General features: G+C 66.9%; 14 protein-coding genes. 5 read left to right on the forward strand and 9 right to left on the reverse strand.

Features of this window, described 5'->3' with window-relative positions; all coding sequences use genetic code 11:
* Positions 1-57: 57 nt before the first annotated feature.
* A complete protein-coding gene (locus tag CCR98_RS20900) occupies positions 58-1065 on the reverse strand; it encodes a zinc-binding alcohol dehydrogenase family protein (RefSeq protein ID WP_087924097.1) in 1008 nt (335 codons plus the stop codon).
* A 91-nt stretch (positions 1066-1156) separates the two neighbouring features.
* Between CCR98_RS20900 and CCR98_RS20905 the strand changes: the two genes are divergently transcribed.
* The 3 genes from CCR98_RS20905 to CCR98_RS20915 all read left to right on the forward strand — a co-directional run bounded on the left by CCR98_RS20905 (position 1157) and on the right by CCR98_RS20915 (position 4536).
* Positions 1157-2128: a LysR family transcriptional regulator gene (locus CCR98_RS20905; RefSeq protein WP_087924098.1), complete on the forward strand. Its 972-nt coding sequence runs from the start codon at positions 1157-1159 to the stop codon at positions 2126-2128.
* Positions 2129-2143: 15 nt separating this feature from the next.
* A complete protein-coding gene (gene leuE / locus CCR98_RS20910) occupies positions 2144-2773 on the forward strand; it encodes a leucine efflux protein LeuE (RefSeq protein WP_087924099.1) in 630 nt (209 codons plus the stop codon).
* Positions 2774-3108: 335 nt separating this feature from the next.
* A complete protein-coding gene (locus CCR98_RS20915; RefSeq protein ID WP_087924100.1) occupies positions 3109-4536 on the forward strand; it encodes an amino acid permease in 1428 nt (475 codons plus the stop codon).
* A 49-nt stretch (positions 4537-4585) separates the two neighbouring features.
* Here CCR98_RS20915 and CCR98_RS20920 read toward each other — a convergent pair whose 3' ends face one another.
* Together CCR98_RS20920 and CCR98_RS20925 are read right to left on the reverse strand one after the other, a co-directional pair.
* Positions 4586-5827: a dipeptidase gene (locus CCR98_RS20920; protein ID WP_087924101.1), complete on the reverse strand. Its 1242-nt coding sequence runs from the start codon at positions 5825-5827 to the stop codon at positions 4586-4588.
* Between the two features lie 218 nt (positions 5828-6045).
* Positions 6046-7215, reverse strand: a complete 1170-nt coding sequence (locus tag CCR98_RS20925) for a class I SAM-dependent rRNA methyltransferase (protein WP_010487449.1) — start codon at positions 7213-7215, stop codon at positions 6046-6048.
* Between the two features lie 349 nt (positions 7216-7564).
* Here CCR98_RS20925 and CCR98_RS20930 point away from each other — a divergent pair, with 349 nt between their 5' ends.
* Positions 7565-8527, forward strand: a complete 963-nt coding sequence (locus CCR98_RS20930) for a TerC family protein (RefSeq protein ID WP_087924102.1) — start codon at positions 7565-7567, stop codon at positions 8525-8527.
* A 107-nt stretch (positions 8528-8634) separates the two neighbouring features.
* Positions 8635-9405 carry a rhomboid family intramembrane serine protease gene (locus CCR98_RS20935; protein WP_087924103.1) on the forward strand — a complete coding sequence of 257 codons (771 nt, stop codon included), beginning with the start codon at positions 8635-8637 and terminating at the stop codon, positions 9403-9405.
* Positions 9406-9513: 108 nt separating this feature from the next.
* On the opposite strand, the gene CCR98_RS20940 is transcribed toward CCR98_RS20935, so the two are convergent.
* From CCR98_RS20940 to rpmH, 6 genes are all read right to left on the reverse strand, one after another.
* Positions 9514-10629, reverse strand: coding sequence for a glycerophosphodiester phosphodiesterase (locus tag CCR98_RS20940; RefSeq protein WP_087924104.1), 1116 nt, complete (start codon positions 10627-10629; stop codon positions 9514-9516).
* A 101-nt stretch (positions 10630-10730) separates the two neighbouring features.
* The gene (gene mnmE, locus CCR98_RS20945; protein WP_087924105.1) at positions 10731-12080 is read right to left on the reverse strand and encodes a tRNA uridine-5-carboxymethylaminomethyl(34) synthesis GTPase MnmE; all 1350 of its coding nucleotides are present in this window, start codon (positions 12078-12080) and stop codon (positions 10731-10733) included.
* A 3-nt stretch (positions 12081-12083) separates the two neighbouring features.
* Positions 12084-14756, reverse strand: a complete 2673-nt coding sequence (locus CCR98_RS20950; protein WP_087924106.1) for a polysaccharide deacetylase family protein — start codon at positions 14754-14756, stop codon at positions 12084-12086.
* Between the two features lie 115 nt (positions 14757-14871).
* On the reverse strand, positions 14872-16587 hold the full coding sequence (yidC, locus tag CCR98_RS20955) for a membrane protein insertase YidC (RefSeq protein ID WP_087924107.1): 1716 nt from the start codon (positions 16585-16587) through the stop codon (positions 14872-14874).
* Positions 16587-17081, reverse strand: a complete 495-nt coding sequence (gene rnpA / locus CCR98_RS20960; protein ID WP_072168770.1) for a ribonuclease P protein component — start codon at positions 17079-17081, stop codon at positions 16587-16589. Before rnpA ends, yidC begins: the two co-directional genes overlap by 1 nt.
* Positions 17082-17086: 5 nt before the next feature.
* Positions 17087-17227, reverse strand: coding sequence for a 50S ribosomal protein L34 (gene rpmH, locus CCR98_RS20965; protein ID WP_005411729.1), 141 nt, complete (start codon positions 17225-17227; stop codon positions 17087-17089).
* Positions 17228-17476 lie beyond the last annotated feature (249 nt).

The following is a 17476-nucleotide window of genomic DNA, read 5'->3' on the forward strand; positions in this document are numbered from 1 at the left end:
TCAGATCCCTTTCCCGGGGAAAGGGATCTGACCCCAAGGGCGCGGGAACAGCCGGTGTTACCAGCCTTCCAGCACGATCTTGCCCTTGGCGCGATGGCTTTCCAGCAGCGCATGGGCACGCCGCAGGTTGGCCGCGTCGATGCGGCCGAAGTGCTCGCCCAGCGTGGTCTGCAGCACACCGGCATCGATCAGCTCCGCCACCCGGTTCAACAGGTCGTGCTGGCGCTGCATGTCGGCAGTGCGGTACAGCGGCCGGGTGAACATCGACTCCCAGTGCAGGGACAACGCCTTGCGCTTGAGCGCCATCACGTCCACCTGGCCGGGATCATCGATCAGCCCCAGCTGGCCCTGCGGCGCCAGCAGTTCCACGATCTGCGCGTAGTGCTGGTCGGAGTGGGTCAGGCTGGCCACGTGCTGCACCTCGCTGATGCCCAGCCGCGCCAGGCCCTCGGCCAGCGGCAGGCTGTGGTCGATCACGTGATGCGCGCCCATCGCGTAGACCCAGTCCTGGGTATCCGGACGCGAGGCGGTGCCGATCACCGTCAGTTTCGTCAGCTTCCGCGCCAGCTGCACCAGGATCGAGCCGACACCACCGGCAGCACCGATCACCAGCAGGGTCTGGCCCTCGCCACCACCTTCCGGGATGCGCAGGCGGTCGAACAGCAGCTCCCACGCCGTGATCGCGGTCAGTGGCAGTGCGGCGGCGGCCGCATCATCGAGGCTGGCCGGCTTTCGACCAACGCTGCGCTCGTCCACCAGCTGGTACTGGGCATTGCTGCCCGGGCGATCGATGACGCCGGCGTAGTAGACCGCGTCGCCGGGCTGGAACAGGGTCACTTCGCTGCCTACCGCGTCGACGATGCCGACCGCATCCCAGCCCAGCACGCGCGGGCCATCGGTGGCCACGCCGCGGCGGACCTTGGTGTCGACCGGGTTCACCGCCACCGCGCGTACCGCCACCCGCAAGTCACGCGGGCCGGGCTGCGGCAGCGCCAGGTCGATGTCGATCAGGGCCCGGGCATCATCGATCGGCAGGCCGGCGTGGGTGTAGGCAATGGCGCGCATGGCAGCGGTCCAGTGGGGAAGGAGGCGACAGGTTGCGCCGCGCGCGCTCCCGCAGAAAGGCGCAGAATCGGGCAGCACTTTCACTCTGGCGATGAAGATGATCCGCTTCGACGATCTGCAGCTGTTCGTCCGCACTGCCGCACTGGGCAGCTTCTCGCAGGCGGCCCGCGAGGCCGATCTGCTGCCGGGGCAGGTCGCTGCGGCGGTGGCGCGGCTGGAACGCGAGCTGGATCTCCGCCTGTTCGTGCGCACCACCCGCAGCCTGCGCCTGACCGGTGAGGGCGCGCTGTACCTCCCCTATGCACAGGAGGTGCTGGCGACCCTGCGCGAGGGCCAGGCCCGCGTGCAGGGCGAGGACACCGAGCTGCACGGCACCCTGCAGCTGTCGGCGCCGTCGGACTTCGGTCGCAACCTGCTGCTGCCGTGGTTGAGCGCGTTCCGCGCCGCACATCCGCGGCTGCGCCTGCACCTGCGCCTGTCCGACGAGGTCGCCGACGTGTTCCGCGACCCGGTCGACGTGGCGATCCGCATCGGCCACTTCGACGACGCCAACTACGTCGCCCTGCCCCTGCTGGAAGGCAACCGGCGCCTGCTGGCGGCCTCGCCCGACTATCTGCAGCGGCACGGCACGCCTACCCGTCTGGACGAGTTGCGTGAGCATGATTGCCTGGTCTATCAACTCAATGGCCGCGCCTATGATCGCTGGTCGTTCGAGGTCGACGGGCGCCGCAGCGTGATTCCGGTGCGCGGTCCGCTGGTCTGCGACGACGCCGATGTAGTGCGGCGCTGGGCGGTGGCCGGCGAGGGCATCACCTACAAGTCCTGGCTGGACCTGCGCGAGGACGTGCTGGCCGGGCGCCTGCAGCTGCTGCTCGACGGTATCGGCAGCAGCATCCCGCTGCAGCTGGTGTGCCCGCACCGCAAGCAGTTCTCGCCCGCAGTACGGCAACTGCATGCGCAGCTGCGCCAGCACCTGCAACCGCTGCTGTCTGGCATGCCTGATGGTTCCACCGGCCCCCTGTCGCCAATCCCGGCGCTGACCGACAATGGCGGCCCCCCGTAACAAGAGAACGCCGCCATGCCGTGGATGGGCATCCAGGACCTGTGGACGTTTCTGGTCGCCGTGCTGGTGTTTCTCGCCCTGCCCGGCCCCGGCACCTTCACCCTGCTGACCGCCACCGGCCGTGGTGGCGTGCGTGGCGGCTACACCGCGCTGGCCGGCCTGCTGGTCGGCGACCAGATCCTGATGTGGCTCGCCTTGGCCGGCGTGGCTGCGCTGCTCAAGGCCAACCCTCTGGTATTCCACGCGGTGCAGTACCTCGGCGCGGCCTACCTGGTGTGGGTGGGCATCAGCCTGCTGCGCACGCCCAAGCACGAGGGTAGCGACGCCGGCCCGATCCGCATGCAGCCGGGCCGCTACTTCCAGCAGGCGATCCTGGTCAGCCTGCTCAACCCCAAGGCGATCCTGTTCTACATGGCCTTCCTGCCATTGTTCATCGATCCCAAGGCACACCAGGGCCTCGCCACCTTCGCTGCGCTGGCCGGCATCATCCTGGTGGTCAGCATCGCCTACTGCTCGATGTTGATCGGCGTAGGCAACCTGGCCCGGCGCCGGTTGATCCAGCATCCGCGGATCAGCGACGCGCTGCGCCGCGTGGCCGGCCTGTTCCTGGTGGGGTTCGGCATCCGGTTGGGGCTGAACGGATGAAACCCTGGCCGGCAACGATGGCCGTCCCGCCGCTTCTGGCCAATACCACCGCGTCGGCGGCCAGCGCGCAGGTGGCCGCAATGACAACATCCACCTGGAGTGGCGCTGGCTCAACGCCGGCGTGAGCTACAGGGAAAGCCCTTCAAGCGCCTGGAGGGACCTCGAGTAATTTCGAATCTTGCCGGAAATTTGTGCCGATTCCGGCAGAATGCTCGGAGTACAGCGGCGCCGGTGACGCATCTGACCCGAGCATGACCCCCGTCAGTGGTAATGCTGCGCTGCGTTCGGTCACACTCGGGAACTTGTCGTTCTTAGTCACCCCTTCCGAGGCCTGCATGTCCCTGTTCCGGCGCAAGTCCCTAGATTCCGTCACCGTCCACGAAGCCGGCAGGCGCCTGATCCCGACGCTCAGCTGGCCGCACCTGATCGCGCTGGGCATCGGTGCCATCGTCGGCACCGGCATCTACACGCTGATCGGCGTCGGTGCCAACCTGGCCGGCCCGGCGGTGCTGATCTCCTTCGCCATCGCCGGTGCAGTCTGCGCCTGTGCGGCGCTGTCCTACGCCGAACTGTCGACGATGATGCCGGCCGCCGGCAGTGCCTACACCTACAGCTACAGTGCGCTGGGCGAGGTGTTCGCCTGGGTGGTGGGCTGGAGCCTGATCCTGGAGTACTCGCTGGTGGTGAGTACCGTGGCAGTGGGCTGGTCCGGCTACTTCGTCGGCTTCCTCGAATGGGTACACACCCAGTTCGGCTGGAACGTGCATCTGCCCGCGTGGCTGGCGGCCGGCCCGCACGTGGAAGGCGGCATGATCAACCTGCCGGCGATCGTCATCACCTGGCTGGTGGCCGGCATGCTGATGGCCGGCACCAAGGAAAGCGCCACCCTCAATGCCATCCTGGTGGTGTTCAAGCTGATCGCGCTGGCCATCTTCGTGGCCGTGGCCCTGCCCGCGTTCGACAGCGCCAACCTGCAGCCGTTCATGCCGTATGGCTTTGCCAAGTCGATGGGCCCTGATGGCGTCGAGCACGGCGTAATGGCGGCGGCGGCGATCATCTTCTTCGCCTTCTATGGCTTCGATGCGATCTCCACCGCAGCCGAAGAAACCAAGAACCCGGGCCGCGACCTGTCGATCGGCATCATCGGTTCGATGATCGGCTGCACCATCGTCTACGTGCTGGTCGCGCTCGCGGCCGTTGGTGCGATGAGCTACGCGGTGTTCGGCCACAGCGCCGAGCCGCTGGCGCTGATCATGCGCCAGCTCGGCCGTCCGACCGCGGCGATGGTGATCGGCGTGATCGCGATCATCGCGCTGCCGACCGTGCTGCTGGCCTTCCTGTATGGCCAGAGCCGCATCTTCTTCGTGATGAGCCGCGACGGCCTGCTGCCGCGTGGCCTGTCCAAGGTCAACGCACGTACCGGCACGCCGGTGGCGACCACGCTGTTCACCGCCGTGGTGGTGTCGGCCCTGGCCGGCGTGGCACGCCTGGACGAGATCGCAGCCCTGGCCAACGCGGGTACCCTGGCCGCGTTCACTGCAGTGGGTGTCTGCCTGGTGGTGCTGCGCCTGCGCGAGCCCAACCGCGAACGTACCTTCCGCACGCCGCTGGCCTTCGTGGTTGGCCCGCTGGCCGCACTGGGCTGCATCTACCTGTTCCTGAGCCTGCCGCACACCACCCAGTTGTATTTCCTGGTGTGGAACGTGGTTGGCCTGGTGCTGTACTTCCTGTACAGCCGCCGCCACGCACTGATCGCGAAATAAGCGCTTCACCGGTAGTGCCGGCCGCTGCCCGGCACTACCGCAAGGCGTTTCACCCGCCCTGCTTTGCGGCGTAGTCCTGCGCCTGGCGCATCACCCGCAGCAGATTGCCGCCCCAGATGCCGGCAATCTGCTTCTCGGTGTAGCCCTTGCGGAGCAACCAGGCGGTAATCTTCGGCAGCTGGCTGACATCGGGCAGGTCAGTCAAGCCACCACCACCATCCCAGTCCAGGCCGATACCCACGTGCTCGGGGCCGACCACCTTGAGGATGTGCTCGAAGTGGGCGAAGAAGTCGTCCAGGCTGGCATGGCGCACCGGGTGCTCATGGTCCAGTGCCTGTTCGGCTTTCAGCAGGGCCACGCCCTGCTCGATGCCCATCCCTTCCCAGCCACCCAGCTGCTTGCTCAGTGCTTCTTCGGCCTGCTTGCGCTCGGGCGTCTTCGCGGTGTCGATCAGGTAGCCGCCATAGGCGTTCACCTGGATCACGCCACCGGCCTTGGCCAGCTTGCGCAGGCGCGCGTCATCCAGATTGCGCGGGTGGTCGTAGACGGCCTTGGCCGAGCTGTGCGACAGCACGAACGGCACCGGCATCATCGCCAGCAGGTCATCGAACACCGCGTCCGAGGCATGCGACTGGTCGATCACGATGCCCAGCTTCACTGCTTGCCGCACCAGGTCCTTGCCGGCCGGGCTCAGGCCCTTCCACTCGGCGCCCTTGGGATCGGTAGCCGAATCGGCGAACTCGTTGTTGGCGAAGTGCACGGTGCTGAGCAGGCGCAGGCCTGCGCGGTGGTAGAACGAAAGCAGGCTCGGGTCTTCCACCAGTGGGCTGGCGTTTTCCATGCTGATGTAGACCACGCGCTTGCCGGCGGACTTGATCCGCGCCGCGTCATCGGCGGTCAGCGCCAGCGCGAAGCGCTCGGGATTGGCCGCCAGCATCTCGCGGATTTCCAGCAGCCGCTGCAGGCCGTGGTCACGCTCGGCCAGGTGGGCCGCTGCGCTGCGATCGCCCTGATCGGTGTAGATCGCCCAGAAGCCACCGTCCAGCGCGCCTTCGACCATGCGCGGGTAGTCGACCTGCGAAAGCGCGTTGCGGTCGTGGCGCTGCTCGATGTCAAAGCCGCTGCGACCAAAGTTGGCCGGCGTATCCAGATGGCTGTCGAGGGTGACCAGGCGCTGTTGCAGCGCCTTGGCACGGGCCAGCTCCTGCGCGCTGAACTCAACGGCGTGGACGGACAGCGGCGCGCACAGCGCCAGGGCAAGCACGACGGACAGGTGGCGCAACGAAGGCATGGGCTCTCACCGCGAATGGGAAGAGCCCGACCATAGCGCTGCTGCCACGCATTGGGTAGCGCCGGGCCGCGCCCGGCGAATCGCGAGGCTTCCACGCAGATCCGCCGGGCGTGAATCATGTTCACTGCCCGGCGGCCAGCTTCCCGCGCATTGCGATGCGCACGTAAGAATGGCGCCCCGTTGATCAGGTGGCGCGGCTCGGCTCTAGAGCTACAGGGTCAGTCGACCACGCGGCAGAACACGGCCTTCAGGTAACGCGATTCCTGCACGTGGGCCATGAACGGATGGTCCGGGCCGGCGCCGGCTACCTTCAGGATCTGGATCGTCCGGCCGGAGAAGTACGCCGCACGACGCAGCATGTCGAGGAACTGGTCCTCGGCCACCAGGCCGGTGCAGGAGAACGTGGCGAACAGGCCACCCGGCTTCACCACGCCCAGCGCCAGCTTGTTCATGTCCAGATACTTCTTCAGCGCAGTGATCACCTGATCGCGGTCGCGGGTCATCTTCGCCGGGTCCAGGATCACCACGTCGTACTGCTCGCCACGATTGGCCGCATCGCGCAGCCACGGGAAGATGTCGGACTGGACGAACTTCGGGCGCACGTTGTTCAGGCGCGAATTGCCCTTGGCAATCTGGATGACGTCTTCATCGATGTCGATGCCGACCACTTCCGAGGCGCCACGCGCCGCCGCATACACGGCGAAACCGCCAGTGTTGCAGCACAGGTCCAGCACGCTCTTGCCTTCCACCTGCTGGCTCAGCCACTCGCGGTTCTCGCGCTGGTCGGCGAAGAAGCCGGTCTTGTGCGCACCGGCCGGGTCGGCGCGGAACTTGATGCCGTACTCGGTGATCACCGACGCTTCGGTGGTGGTGTTGCCGTGGAAGTCGAAGCTTTCCTGCTTCTGCACGTGCTCGTCGGCGAAGCTGTGGAAGCGGCAGCCCGGGAACTGCTCGCGCAGGGCGTCGTAGATCCACTCGCGGTGGCGGAACATGCCAGCGGCGAAGAACTCGACCACCACCAGGTCGCCGTAGCGGTCGACCACCAGGCCGGACAGGCCATCGCCTTCGCTGTGCACCACGCGCCAGGCGTCGGACACCGCATCGAGCTTCAGCACCTCACGGCGCAGCGACACCGCCTGGGCGATCTTGCGCGAGAACCAGCCGGCATCCACCGGCACGTTCTGGTCGGTCTCGAGGATGCGCACGGCAATGCGCGAATGCCCGTTGTAGAACCCGCGGCCGATGAACTCGCCATCAATGCCGACCACGTCGACGATGGAACCGGGCTTGGGCCGGACGGTCGGCTTCTCGACCAGTTTCTGGAAGATCCACGGGTGGCTGGAGCGCCACGCGTTCTTGAGGCGCACAATCGGAAGGGGGGTATTCATCCACCTATTGTAAACCGGGCGCCGGGGTCAGATCCCCGCAGGGGCTCTGGCCCCGGCCGGCATGCCAACCAAGGTTGGCATCCACCAGAGCGGGGACCCCGGCCACCCGCCATTTGACGGCAGCCCGGCCAGGCCGCAGAATCGGCGCCAGAAGGGGAGTAGCTCCCAGACGTTGTCGCCGTCATTTCGAGCCCGCAGGCTCCGGTGCAACGGCAGTTCCAGCCGACTGGAACTGCGAGCGAGACCTTCGCCGTACTGGCGAAGCTCTGTCCCTGGATCCCCCTCCCGATCCTCCGTTGCAGATCCTCGCCGTCCGGCCTGGCATTCATCTTTCCAACGGACATTCCCAATGCAGACGATCGGTAACGTGTGGTTGTGGGGCGGCTTCGCAGCGGTGGTGGTCATCGCTCTGCTGGTCGACCTCGTGTTGATGCGCCATGGTGGACCGCACAAGGTCACCTTCAAGGAGGCCCTGTGGTGGTCCATCGGCTGGGTCGCGCTGGCCCTGCTGTTCAACGCGGGCCTCTGGTACTACCTGAATGAGACCGCTGGCCAGGCCGTGGCCAACAAGGTCGGCCTCGAGTTCCTGACCGGCTACCTGGTCGAGAAGGCGCTGGCGGTCGACAACATCTTTGTCTTCCTGATGATCATGAGCTACTTCGCGGTGCCGGAGGAGCAGCGCCAGAAGGTGCTGATCATCGGCATCCTGGGCGCGATCGTGCTGCGTACGATCATGATCTTCGCCGGCAGCGTGCTGATCAGCCAGTTCCATTGGCTGCTCTACGTGTTCGGTGCCTTCCTGCTGTTCACCGGCTGGAAGATGTGGTTCGCCGCCGGCCAGGAGCCGGACCTCGAGACCAACCCCGCCCTGCGCTGGATGCGCAAGCACCTGCGCCTGCTGCCGGACTACGCCGGCAATGCGCTGAGCGTGAAGCGCGATGGCGTGCGCTGGTTCACCCCGCTGTTCGCAGTGCTGATCCTGATCGCGGTCACCGACGTGATCTTTGCCGTGGACAGCATCCCGGCGATCTTCGCCATCACCACCGACCCGTTCATCGTGCTCACCTCCAACGTGTTCGCGGTGCTGGGGCTGCGCGCGATGTTCTTCCTGCTGGCCGGCATGGCTGACCGCTTCCACCTGCTGCCGTACGGCCTGGCGCTGGTTCTGGCCTTCATCGGCATCAAGATGATGATCATCGACCTGTTCAAGATCCCGACCCCGGTCTCGCTGGGCGTGGTCGCGGTGATCATCGCCGCCACCGTGGTGCTGAGCCTGAAGTACCCGCCGAAGGAAGGCGAAGGCCAGGCCTGAACCTGACCGGCTGAACGGCGCGGCCGGTGGGATTGTCCCGCCGGCCGCACCCCACTCTCCCGCTGCGGTGGCCTTGGTTTCGCGCCAGCCACCGCCATTGCTGAGGTATGGACAACAACGCGCCCCTGCCCGCCGGCGACGTGCCGCCCCCCCGCAATGACCGCTCGCGCATCCTGCGGGCGTTCAATGTCAGCCTGGCCGCCGTGCTGGTGCTGGTGGCCGTGTTCGCCCTGCAGGGCACGTTCGACTGGCGACCGTGGGCGGTCGCGCCGCTGGAAGCCAAGGGCCTGCTCGGCCTGATCGGCGGCCCGATGCTGCATGCCTCGGTCGAGCACATCGCTGCCAACAGTATCGCCATCCTGATCCTTGGCACCCTCGCCGGTAGCGTGTATCCGAAAGCCACCGTGCGCGCCCTGCCCCTGCTGTGGCTGGGTTCGGGCCTCGGCGCGTGGATGCTGGGCAATCCGGGCAGCGTGCACCTGGGCGCCAGTGGCGTGACCCATGGCCTGATGTTCCTGCTGGCCAGCCTCGGCCTGCTGCGCCGCGACCGCGCGGCGATCGCCACCGGCCTGATCGGCATGCTGTTCTACGGCGGCATGCTGATGACCGTCCTGCCGCACGCCGATGGCGTGTCCTGGCAGTCGCACATGGGCGGCGCCTTCGCCGGCATCATCGCCGCGCTGCTGTTCCGCAACGCCGATCCGCTGCCACCGCGCCAACGCTACAGCTGGGAAGACGAAGAAGACGAGCCCGAGCCGCTGGCCGACGACGAACTGGAGCCGCCGTCACCGCAGCGCGTGCCGGTGCTGTGGCAGCCGCGCGAGGGCCAGGACTACGTGGTGATCCCGTTCCGCCGCCCGGACGAGCCGCGCAGTTGAGCGATGGTAGTGCCGGCCGCTGGCCGGCAACCTCGTGAACCGGTAGTGGCCGACCTTGGTCGGCACTCCTGCCGTGTGCCAACCAAGGTTGGCATCTACCAGAGCCCGTCAGTTCGCCGCATTCCCCGCCGTGCCCATCCCGTCCACCGCCTGCCGGCCGAGCGCAGGATCATCGGTGAAGAAGGCATCGATGCCGGTCGCAAGGTAGGCGCGCATTTCGGCGATGGAGCCTTCCGCGTTGCGTGCGGTATCGGCACCCTTGCGCAGGTTGCTGGGCTGGAAGTGGTTCTCCGGGCGGAAGGTGTACGGAATCACCATCAGGCCAGCCGCGTGCGCATCACGTACCAGCGAGGTCGGCGTGCCCAGCGCGCCCTTGGCATCCAGCGGAATGATCGAGCGCAGCTCGGGGCCGATGCCATCGGCGTAGCCGGCGATGTCCTTCAGGCCGGTCGGGGTCATCATCTGTGCGTAGGTCAGCGTGCCGTCGGCCTTGGCGATGTCGGCCGGCTGGGTATCGCCCTTCCACAGCAGCTGCAGCAGGCGGATGTTGCTGCCCCGGCCGATCTTGCCACGCAGGTAGCGCAGGTTGGCGGTCTCGAACGACTGGATCGTGACCGGGCCGACGTTGGTGTATGCGTTGCCGCGCAGCGCGGCCAGCAGCTTCTCTTCCATCGGCAGGCCGATGGACTGGAAGTAGGTCGGGTGCTTGATCTCCGGCACCAGGCCGATGCCGCGGTTGGCGCGCCCGGCCTGCTGCACCAGGAAGGCCAGGATCTCGTCCAGGCTGGCGATGCGGAACTGGCCGTCATAGGCGGTGCTGCGCAGTTCCGGCAGGCGCTCCCGCGCGTACAGGGTCTTCAGCTCGGCCAGGGTGAAGTCTTCGGTGAACCAGCCGTCGACCTTCTGCCCGTCGATCACCTTGCTGGTGCGGCGGCTGGCGAACTCCGGATGCGAGGCGACGTCGGTGGTGCCACCAATCTCGTTCTCGTGCCGTGCCACCATCACCCCGTCCTTGGTCATGACCAGGTCCGGTTCGATGTAGTCGGCGCCATCGGCGATGGCCTGCGCATACGAGGCCAGGGTGTGCTCGGGCAGCAGTGCGCTTGCCCCGCGATGGCCGTAGACCGACACCTTGTGCGCGGCCGGGGTGGAGGATTCAGCACTCATGGCCACCGATGGTGCCACGGCCAGCGACAACAGCAACGCACAACCCCACGACTTCACTGCGACTTCCCCAAGCGGTATGTGATGGGCGTCAGTATGAGGCGGCAATGTGACAGGTGGGGGACCTGGGGTCGGATCCCCGCAGGGGCTCCGACCCCTGCCTACTTCCCGATGCAGAAACTGGAGAAAATCCTTCCCAGCAGATCATCCGCACTCATCTGCCCGGTAATCTCACCCAGCGCATCGTGGGCCAGCCGCAGTTCCTCGGCGGCCAGCTCCAGGTGTTCGTGGGCCAGTTCGGCATCGGCACGCTGCGCATGTTCCTGCGCGCGTTCGATCGCATCCACATGGCGCGTGCGCGCAGAGAACTCACCGTCCACCTGCTCCCCCGCCCCGGCCGAAGCGATGCTGCGCAGGCGCGCGTGCAGATCTTCGAGCCCGGCACCGGTGGCGGCCGAAACGAACACCCGATCCGGATCGTCCAGCGACGGCAACGCCGCCAGCAGGTCCGATTTGTTGTGGATGTAGACCTTGTGCGGCACCGCCGCCACGGCACCGCCCAGCGCCACTTCACCGGCCGCTGGATCGCGCGCATCCAGCACGATCAGCGCCAGGTCGGTGCGTTCGATTTCCACATGGGCGCGGCGCATGCCTTCGCGTTCGATGGCGTCGCCGCCGTCGCGCAGGCCAGCGGTGTCGACCAGGGTCAGCTCCAGGCCATCCAGGCGGATGGTCTCGCGCAGCGTGTCGCGGGTGGTGCCGGCGATGTCGGTGACGATGGCGCGCTCGCTGCCGGCCAGCGCATTGAGCAATGAACTCTTGCCGGCATTGGGCGGACCGATCAACACTGCATGCAGGCCATCGCGCAGGCGGCGACCGCGTTCGGCGTCCCGCCGCAGCAGGGCAAGATCGCCGCGCGCCTGCTCCAGCCCACGGCGCACCTGCGCGCCGCCCAGGGTATCCAGCGGTTCGTCGGCAAAGTCGATGGCCGCTTCCACATGGATGCGCAGCAGCACCAGCTGCTCGACCACGGCGTCGATGCGGCGCGAGAACACGCCATCCAGCGAACGGCGTGCAGCGCGCGCGGCACGGTTGTCGCCCGCGGCAATCAGGTCGGCGATGGCCTCGGCCTGGGCCAGGTCCAGCTTGCCGTTGAGGAACGCCCGTTCGCTGAACTCACCCGGCCGAGCCTGGCGCGCACCGAGCGCGATGCAGCGCGCGACCAGCTGCTGCAGCAACACCGGGCTGCCATGGCCCTGCAGTTCCACCACCTCTTCGCCGGTAAAGCTGTTCGGTGCCGGGAACCACAGCACGATGCCATCGTCGATGACCTCGCCGTCGGCATCACGCAGGCGTGCATAGTGCGCGTGGCGCGGGCGCAGTGCAGGTGCGCCCAGCGCATTGGCAATCGCTGCAGCACGCGGGCCGGACAGGCGCAGCAGACCAACACCCCCGGCGCCGGGGGCACTGGCGATGGCCACAATGGTGTCGGTACGGATCGCGTCGCTCATGGCTCAGAGCTTCTCCAGCTGCGCGCGCGCCTGGGCCGCGCCGCTGCCCTGTGGCTGCAGCGCCAGGTAGGTGGTGTAGGCCTGCTTGGCCTTGGCCTTGTCGCCTGCGTTGAAGTAGGCATCGCCCAGGTTCAGATGGGCCACCGCGCGCGACGGGTCGATCTTCAGTGTGTTCTCCAGCCAGCGCGCGGCTTCGGCATAGCGCTGCTGGCGGTAGTAGACGAAGCCGAGGTTGTTCGCGGCCTGGGCGAAATCGGGGCGCAGCTTCAGCGCTTCGGCGAACTGCGCGGCCGCCTCGTCGTATTGCTTCTCGCGGTACAGCTGCAGGCCGCGGTCATTGGCCTGCTGCGCGCGCTGGCGATCCGACGCCGGGCCGGCGGTGGGCACCACCAGCTTGGCCTTGCCGCCCTGCAGGTCGGCCACGGTCACCGGTGCCTGGCTGCCCTTGGCCTCGCTGGCGGCATCGACCTTGTTGTTCAGCGCGATCGCATCGGCGGTCAGCTGGCGCGTATCGGCGTTGAGGAATTCCTGGCTGTCCGGCACCTGGAACACGAACTCGCCGCCCTGCGAACCGGGCAGGCTGCCGAAGGCCGGGGTCTGGTGCGAGACCGCCGAGACCGCCGGCGCCACGTAGGCGGCCAGTTCGGTACCGGTGATCAGGCCATCGCCGTTGAGGTCGCCCTTGCCGGCCAACGCCTGCAGCAGCACCCAGGTGAACACCGAATGGCCGTTCGGGCCTGCATCGGCCACCTGCTGGTCGGCACCACCGGCGGTCAGCATCTGCCGCGCGCTGCGGCGGGCGTTCTCGCGCAGGAACGACGACGACGACGGGCCACCACGGGTCAGGCCCAGGCCGCTGTAACAGGCATCCATCACGAACATCACATGCTTGGCCTGCATGCTTTCGGCGATGTTCTGGATGTCGGTCATCGCAATCGCGTCGGTGGCGAATTCCTTCGGGTCCGAATCGACCGGAATGATGTAGCCGAGGTCGCGCCCGGAGGCGAGCTGGCGGGTCGCGCCATGGCCGGCGAAGAACACGAACACGCGGTCGTTCTTGCCGGTGCGGTCGTCGGCCAGGCGGTCGTGGAAGGCGGCCAGGATGTTGTTGCGGGTCGCCTGCTCGTTCTTCAGCACGATCACCTGCGAGGATGGGAAGCCGAACTGCCCGGTCAGGGTATCGGCCACTGCCTGTGCGTCATGGCTGGCGTACTCCAGCTTCGGCCACTTGGCGTAGGTGTCGATGCCGACCACGATCGCCCACGACTTCTCGTAGCCGGTGGTGACGGTGGCGGCACCGGTATCGCCCTTGCGCGCACGGGAGACGGTGAAGTCGCGGCCATTCCAGCCGGCGAACTGGTAGCCATCGGCGATCAGCCGGTCGAGGATCTGCGGCAGCGCCTTCACCGCACGGTCGTGGATGTCGTGGAACAGGATGATGCCGCGCTGTTCCTTGTTCACCTGGTCGAGCACGCGCTGCACGATCGACTCCGGCACCGGATCGGCCCAGTCCATCGAGTCGATGTTCCACATGATCGACTTCAGCCCGGCCTCGTTGAGCAGCTGCAGGCCTTCGGCATTGCGCGCGCCGTACGGGAAACGGAACAGCGGTGCGCGCTTGCTGTCGACATCTTTCAGCAGCGTGTCGGTGTCCAGCACCTGCTGGCGCAGCGCGTCGCCGGTGGTACGCGACAGCTGGGCGTGGGTCAGGCTGTGGTTGCCCACCGCATAGCCCTCTTCCATCAGGTTGCGGCTGATCTTCGCCATCGGGCCGAGGCTGACCTTGCCGTCAGCCTCGACCTTGCCCAGGTTGCGGCCCACTTCGAAGAACACACCCGGAACGTCGTAGCGCTTGAGGATGGCCACCACTTCATCGGTGTAGGCCTTGTGCGGGCCATCGTCGAAGGTCAGCACCACGGTCTTGGCCGGCAGGTCGCGGCCGAAGATCTCGCGGTCGCTGTCCTTCATCGACATCGGGTACGGCTCGATCACGCCATAGTCGCGCAGGATCGCTTCGCGGCTGTAGTCCTTGTGCAGGTGGGCGATGTAGTCGTCCCACTTCTCGCGCTTCAGTTCGATGGCACGGGTGCGCTCGAAGCGGCTGAAGATGCGGGTCAGTTCCTGGTTGTAGTTGCGCTCGATCTCGTCGAGCGCCTCCAGGTCCTCACCGATGCGCTGGTGCAGCTTCACCGCCGGCAGCGAGGAATCGGTGCCGACCCGCTCATGCAGATCACGCAGCACTTCGCGGAAGGCCAGGCGATCGGCATCGAACAGTTCCGGCGCCGACTCGATGTAGTCCAGCACGGTGCCGAGGGTGGCAAAGCGCTGCGGACTGGAACCGCGCAGCAGAGTGTCGAACTGCGCGGCGATGGCCTTGCGCTGTTCCAGGCCATCGTGGAACAGCTGCTGGCCCACACGCGTGGAGGTGCCGCGGTCGGCGGCCGACTGCTGTTCCTCGTCGGCCAGCAGCACGATGATCCGGCGGTAGCCGTCGAGCTGCTTCTGCAGCGCCGCCAGCAACGGTGCAGCGGCCGGATCGGCGTCCGCCGCGGCCTGCGCGCTCGGCTGGGTAACGGTGGTCGCCGGCGCCTTCGCGTCCTTGTCGCCACAGCCGGCAACGACCAGGGTCAACAACAGCGAGGGCAGGAACAGGCGGAACGACGACGCGCGCGGCATGGCGGACTCGAAGGTGGGAGATACGGTGTGCAGGCGATTCTAACGCCGCATGCGAAAAGCCCGCCTTGCGGCGGGCTTCTGCTGGGGCCAGCCGGCCAGCCGCCGGCTCTACCCGTTACTTCTTCTTGACCGGGGCCGGCGCGGTGGTGGCCGGGACCGGCTCGCCGCCATGGCGCTTGGTCATCCACCACTGCTGCAGCAGGCCCAGGCCGCCGTTGACCACCCAGTACAGGACCAGGCCGGACGGCATGAAGGCCATCATGACGCCGAACACCAGCGGCATGAACTGCATCATCTTCTGCTGCATCGGGTCCATGCCCGGTGCCGGGGTCAGCTTCTGGGTGAACCACATCACTGCCACGTTGATGACCGGCAGGATGAAGTACGGGTCGCGTGCGGTCAGGTCCTGGATCCAGCCGAACCAGGGCGCCTGGCGCAGTTCGACCGATTCCACCAGCACCCAGTACAGGGCGAAGAAGATCGGCATCTGGATGAGGATCGGCAGGCAGCCGCCCATCGGATTGATCTTTTCCTTCTTGTACAGCTCCATCATCGCGGTCTGGAACTTCTGGCGGTCATCGCCATAGCGTTCCTTCAGCTGCGCAATGCGCGGCTGGAAGCGGCGCATCTTGGCACCGCTCTTGTACTGGGTCGCCGACAGCGGGTAGAGCACCAGCTTCAGCAACACCACCAGGCCGACGATCGCCCAGCCCCAGTTGCCGACCAGCTTGTGCACCTGGTTCAGCACCCAGAACAGGCCCTGGCCGATCACCGCCATCATCGAGAAGCGGCTGTAGTCGACCACGCGGTCCAGGCCCGGTACGTCTTCCTTGGCAATCAGGTTCACCAGCTTCGGGCCGACCCACAGGCGGGCCTCGGTGCTGGTGGACTGGCCCGGGGCCACGGTGAAGGCCGGGCCACGCGCTTCGATCAGGTCACGACCGGCCACCTGCGACAGCACGTAGTGCGCGGTCTGGTCCTTCTGCGGAATCCAGGCGGTGAAGAAGTGGTGCTGCAGCATCGCCAGCCAGCCACCGGTGATGTTCTGGTTCAGCGCACCGTCGTCCAGGTAGTCCTTAAACGCACGACGCTGGTACTTCTTGTCGTTGTCGTACCAGGTGGCACCGTTGAAGCTGAAGGAGTCCGGGTTGGTCATGCTCCGCGACAGGATGGTCGGGGTGCGGTCCAGGGTGCGGTAGACGTAGCCGTTCCACGGTGCGGCACCGGCGTTGCTGACTTCGTCCTTGAAGCGCACGGCGTACTCGTTGCGCGAGACGGTCAGGGTGCGCTTGATGGTCACGCCGTTGTCGGCGGTCCACACGAACGGGATCTGCAGCTCGTTCTGGCCCTTGGCCAGCACGAAGTCCTTGGTGTCACCGACCAGCTTGAAGCCGTCAGCGCCGGGAACCGGGGTGTTCTTGTCTTCGCTGGCCCAGCCGCTGATCGCGCTGTACGGATGCGCGGGGTCTTCGGTCAGAAGGCGTACCGGCGGGCTGCCTTCGTCCTTGGTCTGCGGGAACTGCAGCAGCTCGGCATCGAGCACGCGGCCGCCATCAAGCACCAGGCGCAGCACGTCGGTGGTGACGGTCACGCGCTGGCTGGCCGGGGTGGCGCTGGCCTGGGCCTGCACAGCGGCCTGTCCCGGGGCGCCCGGGACCTGTGCACTGGGAATGCTGCCCGGGGCAGCGCCCGGAACACTCTGTGCGGCAGCCGGGGCCGACGTGGTCGTCGGTGCCGGGGTCGGAGCAGCCTTTTCACGGCTCCACTCCATCCACAGCAGCACGGCCACCATCAGCCAGGCAAAAATGAGGAATACGCGGGTCTGGTTCATCAGCGGACAGGCTCGGCGGGGCCGGGACGCGATGCCGGCTCGGTCAAAGAAGGAGTTGCGATGCCATCAGGCGGCGGCATTGTGCCGTCCACGCCCGGCGCGGGCAATGCACGCAGGCGACGCAGCAGGCGCAGGAAGGCCTGGCGGATCTCGTCGTTGCTGGCGGAACGCGCAGCACTACGAGCCACGACGACGAAGTCGCCTGGCTGGATGTCGGTACGTGTCTGACGCAGGATGTCGCGCAGGACGCGCTTGATCCGGTTACGCCCAACGGCGTTCGGATCAACCTTGCGGGAAACCGCCAGACCCAGCCTGGCCGGCCGGTCAGCCGGCAGCCAGTGCAGGGTCATCAGCGGATCGGACACACGGCGGGCGCCGTTGAAGACCGTTGAATATTCGGCACGCGTGCGAACCCGCGCAGAGCGAGGGAATCGCTTGCGCGGGTCTGCAGTATTCACTGTCGAAGGGATTGCGTCTGCCGCAGGGTGCGGCATGGCAATCAGGCGCTCAGGACTTTGCGGCCCTTGGCGCGGCGACGCGACAGGATCTTGCGGCCGTCAGCGGTCTTCATACGGGCACGGAAGCCGTGGTCGCGCTTACGCTTGAGGTTGCTGGGCTGGTAGGTGCGCTTCGTGGCCATTGGGGGCCTCTCGTATGAATGGGACGGAAAGAACCGGAAATTCTAGAGAGGTACCCTACCCCGCGTCAACCCCTGGCAGCTACGCGAATTCACTGGGCTGTGCAATAGCTGTGGATGTTTTTGTGAATAAGTAGGGGACAAGCATTCCGAAGGCGGGCGCTCGGTGGTAGTCTGAGCCATCCATTTCCCCCCTTTCCGGCCTGTGTTTGGGCGCCTTGTCGCGTCCATGCCCCGGCCACCGGACGATTA

The sequence above is a fragment of the Stenotrophomonas sp. WZN-1 genome, assembly GCF_002192255.1.
Lineage (GTDB): Bacteria > Pseudomonadota > Gammaproteobacteria > Xanthomonadales > Xanthomonadaceae > Stenotrophomonas.

What these genes read in the sequence shown, in the direction of transcription:
- CCR98_RS20900 (WP_087924097.1), bottom strand. Translation starts at nt 1,065, where the DNA reads ATGCGCGCCATTGCCTACACCCACGCCGGCCTGCCGATCGATGATGCC.
- CCR98_RS20905 (WP_087924098.1), top strand. Translation starts at nt 1,157, where the DNA reads ATGAAGATGATCCGCTTCGACGATCTGCAGCTGTTCGTCCGCACTGCC.
- leuE (WP_087924099.1), top strand. Translation starts at nt 2,144, where the DNA reads ATGCCGTGGATGGGCATCCAGGACCTGTGGACGTTTCTGGTCGCCGTG.
- CCR98_RS20915 (WP_087924100.1), top strand. Translation starts at nt 3,109, where the DNA reads ATGTCCCTGTTCCGGCGCAAGTCCCTAGATTCCGTCACCGTCCACGAA.
- CCR98_RS20920 (WP_087924101.1), bottom strand. Translation starts at nt 5,827, where the DNA reads ATGCCTTCGTTGCGCCACCTGTCCGTCGTGCTTGCCCTGGCGCTGTGC.
- CCR98_RS20925 (WP_010487449.1), bottom strand. Translation starts at nt 7,215, where the DNA reads ATGAATACCCCCCTTCCGATTGTGCGCCTCAAGAACGCGTGGCGCTCC.
- CCR98_RS20930 (WP_087924102.1), top strand. Translation starts at nt 7,565, where the DNA reads ATGCAGACGATCGGTAACGTGTGGTTGTGGGGCGGCTTCGCAGCGGTG.
- CCR98_RS20935 (WP_087924103.1), top strand. Translation starts at nt 8,635, where the DNA reads ATGGACAACAACGCGCCCCTGCCCGCCGGCGACGTGCCGCCCCCCCGC.
- mnmE (WP_087924105.1), bottom strand. Translation starts at nt 12,080, where the DNA reads ATGAGCGACGCGATCCGTACCGACACCATTGTGGCCATCGCCAGTGCC.
- CCR98_RS20950 (WP_087924106.1), bottom strand. Translation starts at nt 14,756, where the DNA reads ATGCCGCGCGCGTCGTCGTTCCGCCTGTTCCTGCCCTCGCTGTTGTTG.
- yidC (WP_087924107.1), bottom strand. Translation starts at nt 16,587, where the DNA reads ATGAACCAGACCCGCGTATTCCTCATTTTTGCCTGGCTGATGGTGGCC.
- rnpA (WP_072168770.1), bottom strand. Translation starts at nt 17,081, where the DNA reads ATGCCGCACCCTGCGGCAGACGCAATCCCTTCGACAGTGAATACTGCA.
- rpmH (WP_005411729.1), bottom strand. Translation starts at nt 17,227, where the DNA reads ATGGCCACGAAGCGCACCTACCAGCCCAGCAACCTCAAGCGTAAGCGC.